Here is an 11,931-nt window from a genome sequence, read left to right on the forward strand (position 1 = left end):
AGTGCTCGAGTGTCCACAGTCTAAAATTATCATTCTGCCTGAATTCAACCCCTCAGCCATGAGGACGACATTCAAACGCGAAGATCTTCGGCAATTGCAATGCTTCCGAGACAGTAAACGCTTACGCTCCGGTACTTCCAACACTATGCTGACAGCCAGCCATTGACACCATCAGCACAGGTCGGAGCCGGATATGAGCGAAGTGTTGCATTTCCCCAAGGGCTTTCTGTGGGGAGCCGCGACGGCCGCCTACCAGGTAGAGGGCGCTGCGGGCGAAGACGGCCGGGGCGATTCGATCTGGGACACGTTTTGCCGCCTGCCCGGCGCCGTCGTCGACGGACACACCGGAGACGAAGCCTGCGACCACTACCACCGCTACCAGGAGGATGTGGCCCTGATGCGGTCGCTGAATCTGGACTCCTACCGGTTCTCGACTTCCTGGCCGCGCATCCAGCCCGATGGCCGGAAGACCAATACCGCCGGCTTGGACTTCTACTCCCGACTCGTCGATGAACTGCATGCTGCGCAGATCAAACCGTGGCTGACGCTCTACCACTGGGACCTGCCGCAGGCGCTCGAAGACGACGGCGGTTGGGCGAACCGGGACACGGCTTACCGCTTCGCCGAGTATGCGCTGGCCGTCCACGAGTTGCTCGGCGACCGCGTGGATGTGTGGACCACGCTGAACGAGCCATGGTGCTCGGCTTTCCTTGGCTATGGTTCCGGGGTGCACGCACCGGGGCGTCAGTCCCGTCCGGATTCTCTCGCCGCCATGCACCATTTGCTGCTGGGGCATGGCCTGGCCGTGACGGAGTTGCGGCAGCGGGCGCCCAAGGCCAAGCTTGGCCTCACGCTCAATTTCACGGTGGTAGATCCGGTCGACCCCAATGATCCAGCAGATCAGGATGCAGCGCGCCGCCTCGACGGCCAGTTCAACCGGGCATTTCTGGATCCGGTATTCCACGGCGCCTATCCGGCGGACTTCCTTGCCGACGTCGCCAAATACGGACTCGAAGAGCGCATCCTGCCGGGTGACATGAGCACGATCAGCGCACCCATTGACACGCTGGGAGTGAATTACTACCACGGTGAAGCAGTAACCGGCCATCCCCGGGCAGATGCAGGGAACGCACATGCCGCGCCTGTGGAACGTCCGCTTGCATCGCCCTACCCGGCAGCTGACCAGGTTTCCGTGGTGCCGCGGGGACTGCCGACGACGGCGATGGGCTGGGAGGTACAGCCGGAGGGACTGTACCGGCTGCTGACACGGTTGCAGGAGGACTACAGCGGCCCAGCAGGTACGGCGCTCTACATCACGGAAAACGGAGCAGCATATGACGATGCAGTCGGCCCCGACGGTGCCGTGGAGGATCCGGATCGGCTCGAATTCATCCGTGCGCATTTATTCCAGTGCCACAAGGCCATCAGCGCCGGAGTAGACCTTCGCGGCTACTTCGGCTGGTCACTTATGGACAACTTCGAATGGGCCTGGGGATATCACAAGCGTTTCGGCCTCGTGCGGGTGGACTACGAAACCTTCGAGCGAACGGTCAAAGCCAGCGGCTCCTGGTTTGCCGACGTGGCCGGCACCAACAGCGTGCCCGTGGGCTGAACCAATCGGCCTATAGTCCCCGATCCCGTCGCCCCAGTGGAAACGGGCAATAAAAAAGTCCCCGCCCTGGTAACAGGACGGGGTCTTTTTTGGTGGCTCCCCCGACTGGACTCGAACCAGTAACCCTTCGATTAACAGTCGAATGCTCTGCCAATTGAGCTACGGGGGAAAGCGGCAGATACAACCTTACAAGGCTTTTTCCCGGAAGTGAAATCCTGAACTTTTCCAGTTCCTGACGTATAGAACATCGGTTCAGAACACCATTTTCGGAAGCTTTGCGGCTCCATCAAGGCCTCAATGAGTTTACGTAAACCTGACCGGAAATGCCAAATCGGCGTTCGCTATTCCGAGCGCAACGCCCGGCGCTGCATTTCGAGCTCCATCAGTTCCCGGTTCAGCTGCTGGAACAGCTCCGGGTCCGCCGACGGGTCCATCCGTTGGAGCTGGCCCATCTTTTCGGCTTTGAGCTGAGTGATCTGCAGGTCGAACAGCCGGTTCAGGATGCCTTTGCAGTACGACTTCAGCGCATCGTCGTTGTGCGCAGGCAAGGGTGTGACCGCCAGTTCGGACACGAGTGACCGAAGTTCCTCGGGAACCTCCTGCCTAACGCTTTCCACCCATTGCGACGGCGTAGCCCCGGCGAACCCGGCAGCCCGCACCGCATCATGCACCAGGGCGTGGGCCGGAGTGCGGAACCTCACTTCGGTAAAACTCTGCCACTGGCCGGCGTCCAGCAAACCAGGCTGCTGGAGCGCAACTTCCAACGCCTCCCGCTCCATGCGCGCCACCGGATCTCTCGGGTCGGGACGGGTGAAGGCCGGCGCCGGCACAGAATTATCGGGGCCGGACCCGCGGCGGCTGGATTCGTAGGGGCCTGTCGGATACTGCCGGCCTTCCGGCGGACGCTGGGAAAACTGCCCCGAGCGTCCCTGCTGGCCAGGGTACCGCTCCTGGCCAGCATTCCTCTGCTGGCTGGATCCGCCCTGCTGGGTCTGGTGCGCCGCGCCCGGCCTAGCCTGGCCGTTGCCGGCGACGGCGCCTTCTTGTTGCTGTTCCCGCAGGCGCTTGGCCGCACCCGAGACAGCGCGCAGCACTTCGTCCACTTCCATTCCGAGCCAACCGGCCAGTTCACGGGAGTAGGCAGGCCGCATCGCGGAGTCGCGGATCTGGGCTACTACCGGCGCCGATGCCCGCAGCGCCTGGACGCGGCCTTCGACCGTGTTCAAGTCGAATTTCTTCAGGGTCGCCTTGATAGCGAATTCGAACAGCGGACGCCGGGAACCGATCAGATCCCTGACCGCCGCCTCTCCCCTGCTCAACCTCAGGTCGCAGGGATCGGCCCCGTTGGGTTCCACCGCCACAAAGGTCTGGGCGATAAACCGCTGGTCCTCGTCGAAGGCCCGCAGGGCAGCCTTCTGGCCCGCGGCGTCGCCGTCGAAGGTGAAGATCACCTCGCCGCCCGTGCCGTCGTCGGAAAGCAAACGCCGGGCGATCTTGATGTGGTCCGTGCCGAAGGCGGTACCGCAGGTGGCAACCGCGGTACCGATGCCTGCCAGATGGCAGGCCATGACATCGGTGTACCCTTCCACGACGACAAGCTGGCGGTTCCGGGCAATGTCGCGCTTGGCGAGATCGATCCCGTACAGCACCTGGGATTTCTTGTAGAGGGTGGTTTCCGGGGTGTTCAGGTACTTCGGCCCCTGGTCGTCCTCGAAGAGTTTGCGTGCACCGAAGCCGACGGTATCCCCCGCGATGTCCCTGATGGGCCAGATCAGGCGGCCGCGGAAACGATCGTAGATGCCCCGGTTGCCCTCGGAGAACATACCGGTCAACTTCAGCTCATCCTGGGTGAAGCCTCGGCCGGTGAGGTGTTTGAGCAGCGAGTCCCAGCCCTGCGGTGCGTACCCCACGCCGAAATGGTCCGCGGCTGCCTGGTCGAAACCGCGTCCGGACAAGAACTGCCGTCCGGTAGCACCGCCCGGTGTCAGCAACTGCTCCCGGAAGAACTCCGCCGCGATTTTATGGGCATCCAGCATCCGCTGCCGCTTGCCGACGTCTTCGCGTCGGGGCCCGGTTCCGCCGTCCTCGTAGCGAAGGGTGAAGTTGATCCGGTGGGCCAGTTTCTCCACCGTCTCGCTGAACGTACCGTGGTCCATCTTCTGGACAAAGGAAATTACGTCGCCGCCCTCCCCGCAACCGAAGCAGTGGTAGCTGCCTACCTGCGGGCGGACATGGAACGACGGGGAGCGCTCGTCGTGGAACGGGCAGAGGCCCTTGAACGAACCGATGCCAGCGGATTTGAGCGTGACGTACCCGTCAACGATCTCCTTGATGTCTGTACGCTGGCGGACCTCATCGATGTCTTCACGCTTAATCAGTCCGGCCATGCAACCAGTTTAGGCAATCGCTCCAAATCGTCCGGCACCCGGCTCCCGCATGGGCACATCCTCAACGACACTGCCCGTTGTGCAGGAAAGGTGCAGACCCGGGCAGCACGAGCGCACCCCGAGCTGGGATGCTGCACAACCGTGCGGGCCCTCTGAAGGGGTATCAGAGCAGGGTCCGGTGCGAGCCCATCAGGCGTTCATGCAGTGCGATTGCCGATACATCGGTCAGCGACGCAATCTGGTCGATGACCACGCGAAGCCGGGCGCCGTCGTCGTTAGCTGAACGCCAATCGGCGACGAAGGGCTGCTCAAGATGCTGCGCGCCGGTGGCGTGCAGCTCGTGCACCAGATCCGTGAGGATTTCCTGCTGGCGCTCGTAGATGGGCTGGCGCAGATCCGTGGTCATGACGAAAGTGGTGGCCAGGCCCTTCATGACGGCGATCTCCATAACCGTTTCCTGCGGCACAACCAGTTCCGCGGCGTACCTGGTCAGCGGATCAGGACCGTAGATGGAGCGGGTAGCTTCCAGCGCGCTGGAGCAGAACCGTCCGATCAACTGGCTGGTCATGTCCTTCAGCGCGGCCATGGCCCTGCGGCTGCCGTCCGCTTCCGGTACCCACACGCCGGAGGCCTGCAGCCGCGAGAGTGCGGCGTCGACCTCGGCCGGGTCGCTGTGCGGCAGGTACCACTGCTGGGTGTAGCCGATAACGCGGCTGCGGTGGTCCGGATTTTCCATCCACTTCAGCTGCACGCGCCCTGCCACGATGGCGTCCTCGACGTCATGCACGGAGTAGGAAATATCGTCGGCCAGATCCATGACCTGCGCCTCGATGCAGGAGCGCCGCTGCGGCGCACCCTCCCGCAGCCAGTTGAAGACCGGCAGGTCGTCCTCGTACGCGCCGAACTTGCTGGTCCGCTTGCCGTGGATGACCGGGGCGTCCGCCACCGACCACGGGTACTTGCAGGCCGCATCGAGGCTGGCCCGGGTCAGATTCAGCCCCGCGGGCGAGCCGTCAGCACGCAGCACCTTCGGTTCCAGCCGGGTCAGCAGGCGCAGCGTCTGGGCGTTGCCCTCGAACCCGCCGATGGCGTGCGCCGCGGCGTTGAGTGCGGTCTCCCCGTTATGCCCGAAGGGCGGGTGCCCCAGGTCGTGCGCCAGGCAGGCGGCATCCACCACGTCAGGGTCACAACCCAGGGTGCGGCCGAGTTCGCGGCCGACCTGCGCGACCTCCAGGCTGTGCGTCAGCCGGGTGCGGACAAAGTCATCCGTGTCCGGGGAGACCACCTGGGTCTTCGCTCCGAGCCGGCGCAGCGCCGAGGAATGCAGCACGCGGGCACGGTCGCGCTCGAAATGCGTGCGGTAGGTGCTCTTGGCAGGCTCGGCGACCCAGCGTTCCTGGTCCGTTTCCGTATAGCCGGGCATCAGCGGCGCCGGAGTAATGACGGTGTTCTCAGCCACCGGAAACATCCAATTCGGCAGCAGAGATATCAGCCTGCTGGGCGTCGTTGAGCAGCCGCGATTCCAGCCACTTCTCCGGCAGGGCGGTCCGCTTGGGCGAGCCTGCGCGGCCGCGCGGCCCCTCCGCGTCGGCACCCGGATACGGGGCGCTCATGTCCAGAGTGTCCAGCAGTTCGCGCAGCACCTCAAGCGTGGGAACGGTGGCCAGCTTGGCACGCAGTTCGCCGCCCACCATGTAACCCTTGAAGTACCAGGCCATGTGCTTGCGGATGTCCCGCAGCGCCTTGCCCTCGTCGCCGAAAGTTTCGATCAACAGCTGCGCGTGGCGGTAGACGCTTTCCGCAACCTCTTTCAGGCCGGGGCGGAAACGACGGTCGCTGCCCTCGAACGCGGCCTGCAAGTCGCCGAAGAGCCATGGCCGGCCCTGGCAGCCGCGGCCGACGACGATGCCATCCACCCCGGTCTCGCGGACCATGCGGATGGCATCCTCGGCGCTCCAGATATCGCCGTTGCCCAACACAGGAATGTCCGGCAGCGCCTCACGGAGGGTGGCGATGGCGGACCAATCCGCCTTGCCCGAGTAGAACTGGGAGGCCGTCCGGCCATGGAGCGCGACGGCGGCAACTCCGGCGTCACGCGCGATCCGGCCGGCATCCAGGTACGTCAGGTGGTCGTCGTCGATCCCCTTGCGCATTTTGATGGTCAGCGGAATGTTGCCCTTGGACGCTTCCTTCACCGCAGTCTGCACAATGCCGGTGAACAGATCCAGCTTCCATGGTAGAGCCGAACCGCCGCCCTTGCGCGTGACCTTAGGCACCGGGCAGCCGAAATTGAGATCGATGTGGTCCGCGCGGTCCTCTTCGACCAGCAGGCGCACGGCGGCGCCGACGGTCTGGGGGTCCACGCCGTACAGCTGGACGGAGCGGACCTTCTCGTCCTCGTCGTGCGAGATGATGCGCATCGACTCCGGACTGCGCTCGACCAGCGCGCGGGAGGTCACCATTTCGGAGACGTAGAGTCCGCCGCCGTACTCGCGGCAGAGCCGGCGGAATGCCTTATTGGTGATCCCGGCCATGGGCGCCAGGATCACGGGAGCATCAACGGTCAGCGGCCCGAGCTTGAGCGGAGGCAGCTCCAAGCGGGTGTCCGACGTAGGTACAGCGGTAACAGTCACTTACCTATTCTCTCAAAACCACGCAAATCTGCCGAAACCACTGTGGATAATGCCGAACACTGGCGGAAACCGGGGCGATTGGGCGGCCCGATGGCAGGCAGGGGCCGCCTCTTCTCATGTCTCTTCTCAGGTCTCTTCCGCGCGGCGCCGCCCGCGCCGGGTGGGCAGTTCGTGCCCCGGTGAGCCGCCGCCGTCGTTAGTCAGATGGGCCCGCTCGGCGGCCTGTCCACGGTCTATACCCGCCATAGCGAGGGCCTCTCCCCCTGCTACTCCCACTGTGACCTCCTCGGTACGGCGGATGCCGGTGGCCTTGACTACCAGCACGGCGATCAAGGTGGTCACCGGGATCGCCAGCACCAGCCCGATGGAACCGACCAAGGTACGGACGATCTCCTCCGCAAGCTCGCCGCTGGTCAGCGTGTCGAACAGCGGACGCTCATACAGCGAGACCAGGATCAGCACCGGCAGCGCGGCGCCGGCGTAGGCAAAAGCGATGGTGTAGACGGTGGAGGCAATGTGGTCACGCCCCACGCGCATGGCACCCGTGAACAGCCGTTTGGCCGATGCTCCCGGCGCCAGCTCGTACATCTCCCAGACGGCGGAGGACTGCGTGATGGTCACATCGTTCAGCACGCCGAGCCCGGAGATGATCAGCCCACACATGATGATGCCCGAGAGCGACATCTGGCCGCCCATATTGACCAGCTGGTAGGTGTCCTCGTCCCCCACCCCGGTCAGGTAGGCAGCGTCCGTGGCCCACGCCGACATCACCGCCGTAATGCCGAGCCCGAACAGCGTGCCCAGCAGCGCCGTGGAAGTCCGGGCGGAAAAACCATGCGCGAAATACAGCACGCCAACCATGATCACAATCGAGCCGATCAGTCCCAGCAGCAGCGGAGGTTTTCCCTCCACCAGCCCGGGCAGGATGAACTGCGCCATCACGATGAACCCGCCGACCAGCCCCAGCATCGCCCGGAAGCCGCGCCAGCGGGCCACCGATACAACAACGACGGCGTACAGCACGGCCAGCAGCACGATCGGAATGCTGCGGACAAAGTCCACGAAGATGAACGTCCCGGGCTGACCGGGCATGATTTCGCTCAGGTTCAGGTAGCGGATCTTGTCCCCCGCTTCCACGCCGCGGGACTTGGCAATCTCAGGCGTCACTTCCACCTGCAGTGGCGAGCCACCCGCATCGGGCTGGGTATAGGCGACCATGCATTCCTGTGCTTCCGCCCCCGCCTCAACAGCTGCCGCGGACGATGGGCAGGTTTCGATCGCCACCCGCTGCACGGTGCCGACGTCGAAAGTCACGCCGGGGGCCGTGGCATACGGGTCGGTGACGGCAACGCCGGTACGGTCGCCAGACGGCCAGAGCGCGATCATGCCGATCAGCGTCAGGACGGTAATCGGCAGCAGGATTGCCGCGAGCAGGAGGTTGGCCTTGCGCCGGGCAGCCAGTGTCTCGGCACTCGGCGGCCCCTGGTCCTCGGTTGCATGGGAGTGGGAGTGGCCCAAGGAAATCCTTCGCGCGGGAGGGTGGATGCGGGAGGGTAGTTACTGCTAGATGGCGCGGCGCTCCACTGGTGACGCGGTCGCGCAGTTGTGGAGGAACAGTCGCCGACGCTTGCTGTGGAGGATCAGTCGCTGACGATAGAAGTTGCCGGGCCGAGCTGCTGCGCCGTGCCGGCCGCGAGCAGCGGATCCAGCACTGCTACCACGGCCGTCATGGAGTCATCCACTTCCAACTGCACCGGGTACTGGTGCACCAGCATCGCAAGTAGCTGGCGGACAGCTTGCTGGGCCGCGTCCGGTTCCAGCGCAGTGTCGTAGCCGAGCAGAACGTCCGCCGGAGCGTCCGTCCGCTCCTGCGTATAGCTGACGGCGAAGGCGCTGATGGTTCCGCCCTTATCCCTGGGAGCGCTGCGCAGCACCACCGCACCGGAAGCACCGGTCGCGTCGCTGAGCAGCATCTGCTGGGCACGCCCGAGCGTCATGTCCGCCCGGTCCCAGACATGGACGGAGTTGTAAAAGTCCGTCACCGCCGTCGTCAATTCCACAGAACCCGTGGCTGCTTCTTCCAGCTGCGGACCGTCCGCTTCGGTCAGGTCCGGAAGCGGCAACGCACCCGGCTGCACGACGATCACCCGCGAGGTCTGAATTGGCGTCAGCCCGGAGGCCCGCGCGAAGCCGGCGCCGCTGCTCTCCGGCTCCACCTTGGCGCGCAACCGTGTAACGCCCGACGGCGATTGCTCGGCTTCCTTGCGCAGCATGCCCAGGAGGGTGCTCGCCAAACCGGCACGGCGGTGGTCCCGCGCTACCTCGACGTAAGTCCATAACCGCTCCGGATGCAGGCTCGTTTCATAGACCACACCGGCAGCGACGGCGACACCTTGGTCCTCAGCAACTATGCAACGGGACCACGGCTGATCCGACGACGGACGCAGCACCCCGCGGAAATGCTGGACCTGCGTGGTTTCCGGGTCGCCCCAGATTTCCAGTAGGGCCAGATCATCCCCGTCGCGCCATTCACGGTAATTCAGCTCTGCCATGGTTACTCCTAGCGAAATTGCTTGAGGTAGGTGCCGGTTTCGCCGGCACCTACCGGGTGAAGCTCAGCGGGTCGGTCAGGCGCCGATAAGTCGTGCGGCCAGGTAACCTTCGACCTTGTCCAGGCTCACCCGCTCCTGCGCCATCGAGTCGCGTTCGCGGATGGTCACTGCGTGGTCCTCAAGCGTGTCGAAATCGACCGTGATGCAGAACGGGGTGCCGATTTCGTCCTGGCGGCGGTAGCGGCGGCCGATTGCGCCGGCGTCATCGAAATCGATGTTCCAGGTGCGGCGCAGTTGGGCACCGAGATCCTTGGCCTTCGGCGACAGGTCCTCGTTGCGGCTCAGCGGCAGCACGGCGGCCTTGATCGGAGCCAGACGCGGATCCAGCTTGAGTACAGTGCGCTTGTCCACGCCGCCCTTGGCGTTGGGAGCCTCGTCTTCCGCGAACGCGTCCACGAGGAACGCCATGAACGAGCGGGTCAGTCCGGCAGCCGGTTCGATGACGTACGGGGTGTAGCGCTCGTTGGTCGCCTGGTTGAAGTAGCTCAGGTCAGTACCGGAATGCTTCGTGTGGGTGGAGAGGTCAAAGTCGGTCCGGTTGGCAATGCCTTCGAGCTCGCCCCACTCAGATCCTTGGAAGCCGAAGCGGTACTCGACATCCGTGGTGCCCTTGGAGTAGTGGCTCAGCTTGTCCAACGGGTGCTCGAACAGGCGCAGGTTGTCGGGGTTGATACCCAAATCCACGTACCACTGCAGGCGGTTTTCGATCCAGTACTTATGCCATTCTTCATCCGTGCCCGGCTCGACGAAGAACTCCATCTCCATCTGCTCGAACTCACGCGTGCGGAAAATGAAGTTACCCGGGGTGATCTCGTTACGGAAGCTCTTGCCGATCTGGCCGATGCCGAACGGCGGCTTCTTGCGCGAAGTGGTGAGCACATTGTTGAAGTTCACGAAGATGCCCTGGGCGGTTTCCGGGCGCAGGTAGTGCAGCCCCTCTTCGCTGGCCACCGGACCGAGGAAGGTCTTAAGCAGGCCGGAGAATTCCTGCGGTTCGGTCCATTCGCCCTTGGTGCCGCAGTTGGCGCAGGCGATGTCCTTCAAACCATTTTCGGGCGCGCGGCCCTTCTTCTCTTCGAATTCTTCTTCAAGGTGGTCCGCGCGGTAACGCTTGTGGCAGCTCAGGCACTCAACCAGCGGGTCGCTGAAGACATCCACGTGGCCGGATGCTTCCCATACCTGGCGAGGCAGGATGACGGAGGAATCCAAACCGACGACGTCGTCGCGGCCGCGGACAACGGTCTGCCACCACTGGCGCTTGATGTTTTCTTTGAGCTCGACGCCGAGAGGCCCGTAGTCCCATGCCGAGCGGGATCCACCGTAGATTTCACCGGCCTGGAACACGAAGCCGCGGCGCTTGGCCAGCGAAATGATCGGATCAAGCTTGGATTTGGCTGCTGCCATCAGGTGGTTCTCCAGTCTCTACAGGGCCGCTGGGTGCGGTCCGGCTCGGTTCGGGCGCAGATCGAAATGAGCCCTGCGTTTGCAGGTAGTCAGGACGGTCTTTGCGCACAGGTCAGTGCGTAGCGAAGCTACAAGGTTAGCCTACCCAAGTCCTGCCGACTCCCCCGACACCGTTGCCCGGACATGACGCCGTTGTGATGAAGAACGGCTTGATCAAACCGGATGCTCGTTCGACCGGCTGCCTCAGGGATTTTCAGCACAACGCACTCCAGCTGCGTGACGGCCTGTCAGAATGGTGGTTCTTTTTCGGGTTCCGGTGGTGGTGGTTTTTTGGGTTTGAGGCGGCGGCGGAAGTTGTCGGGCAGCGCGTCGAGGATCCGGTCGGTGAAGGTGGGTGGTCCGGTACCGGTGTCGCCGGGTTTGGTGGTGTAGGTCTGGTTCCCGGGCGTGGTGGTGGTGAATTCGCCGGGCCTGGTCTGGGTGACTTTCCAGCCGGCGAGGGATTTGAGCCGGTGGTCCGAGCCGCAGCGCGGGCCGAGGTTGCCGTAATCGGTGCGGCCGCGGCCGCCGTTCGCGTGGTAGTCGATGGTGTGGTCCAGGTCGCAGTCCTTCGCCGGAACAGTACAGCCCGGCGCGGTGCAGGTGGTATCGCGGTGCCGGACGGCGCGGGCCAGATCCGCCGGCGGCCGGTACACGGTTTTGCCGTAGGAGAGGATGGTCCCGGTCTCGGGGTGCGTCAGGATCCGGTAGAACGACGTGGCACCTTCGCAGAGTTTGCGCGCGGTGTCGGCGGGGATCGGCCCGTACCCGTCGAGGGTGGCCGGTTCCTCGTCCAGGCCCATCAGTGTGAACACCGGCACGGTGAGCGCGACTTCGGGCCGGATCCCGGCCGCCGGTCCGGCCTCCATCCCAGCGTGCAGCAGAAGCTCGCTGAACACATCCGCGCGCAGCTGCCCCAGCGTGCGGGTCTCCGTCTTGGTTTGCAGGCTCCGCGCGGCCTGGGTGAGGCGGTCGTACGCGGCGTACGCTTCCTCGGCGGGCAGGTACGCGCCCAGGAACGCCATCCCGTCCTCCGCCGGTTCCAGGTGCACGCTGCGGCACTTGACCTGCCGTTCGCGGCGCACGGTGATGGTTTCCGGGTTCAGTTTCTCGCGCTGTTTCCGCGCCGCGGAACGTAGCTCGCCCGGCGTTTTATCCGGCGCCCCGCCCAGCAGTGCCTGTTCGAAGCCGGGTTTCGCCTCGTCCGGGAGGGTGTCGCCCTGCCGGGTGATCACGCCCGCGCG

The 11,931-nt window shown here is 64.5% G+C and carries 8 protein-coding genes and 1 tRNA gene; 1 reads left to right on the forward strand and 8 read right to left on the reverse strand.

Features of this window, described 5'->3' with window-relative positions; all coding sequences use genetic code 11:
• Window positions 1-193 precede the first annotated feature (193 nt).
• Entirely contained in the window at window positions 194-1,612 is a 1,419-nt protein-coding gene (locus B0G38_RS13985) for a GH1 family beta-glucosidase (protein WP_264669967.1), read from the forward strand.
• A 93-nt stretch (window positions 1,613-1,705) separates the two neighbouring features.
• Here B0G38_RS13985 and B0G38_RS13990 read toward each other — a convergent pair.
• The 8 genes from B0G38_RS13990 to B0G38_RS14025 form a co-directional block, all read right to left on the reverse strand.
• A tRNA-Asn gene (locus tag B0G38_RS13990) sits at window positions 1,706-1,781 on the reverse strand.
• A 172-nt stretch (window positions 1,782-1,953) separates the two neighbouring features.
• A complete protein-coding gene (dnaG, locus tag B0G38_RS13995) occupies window positions 1,954-3,999 on the reverse strand; it encodes a DNA primase (protein WP_264669968.1) in 2,046 nt (681 codons plus the stop codon).
• 163 nt (window positions 4,000-4,162) lie between these two features.
• Window positions 4,163-5,467: a deoxyguanosinetriphosphate triphosphohydrolase gene (locus tag B0G38_RS14000; protein WP_413542070.1), complete on the reverse strand. Its 1,305-nt coding sequence runs from the start codon at window positions 5,465-5,467 to the stop codon at window positions 4,163-4,165.
• On the reverse strand, window positions 5,451-6,632 hold the full coding sequence (gene dusB, locus B0G38_RS14005) for a tRNA dihydrouridine synthase DusB (RefSeq protein WP_169996513.1): 1,182 nt from the start codon (window positions 6,630-6,632) through the stop codon (window positions 5,451-5,453). Before dusB ends, B0G38_RS14000 begins: the two co-directional genes overlap by 17 nt.
• 126 nt (window positions 6,633-6,758) lie before the next feature.
• A complete protein-coding gene (locus B0G38_RS14010; RefSeq protein ID WP_264669969.1) occupies window positions 6,759-8,150 on the reverse strand; it encodes a YibE/F family protein in 1,392 nt (463 codons plus the stop codon).
• A gap of 122 nt (window positions 8,151-8,272) precedes the next feature.
• Window positions 8,273-9,184, reverse strand: coding sequence for a GNAT family N-acetyltransferase (locus tag B0G38_RS14015; RefSeq protein ID WP_264669970.1), 912 nt, complete (start codon window positions 9,182-9,184; stop codon window positions 8,273-8,275).
• Window positions 9,185-9,259: 75 nt separating this feature from the next.
• Entirely contained in the window at window positions 9,260-10,648 is a 1,389-nt protein-coding gene (locus B0G38_RS14020) for a glycine--tRNA ligase (protein ID WP_264669971.1), read from the reverse strand.
• Window positions 10,649-10,935: 287 nt separating this feature from the next.
• Window positions 10,936-11,931, reverse strand: a 996-nt coding sequence (locus B0G38_RS14025) for an HNH endonuclease signature motif containing protein (RefSeq protein ID WP_264669972.1), incomplete at its 5' end; no start/stop codon positions are given.

This window comes from Crystallibacter permensis, from assembly GCF_025960875.1.
GTDB lineage: Bacteria > Actinomycetota > Actinomycetes > Actinomycetales > Micrococcaceae > Crystallibacter > Crystallibacter permensis.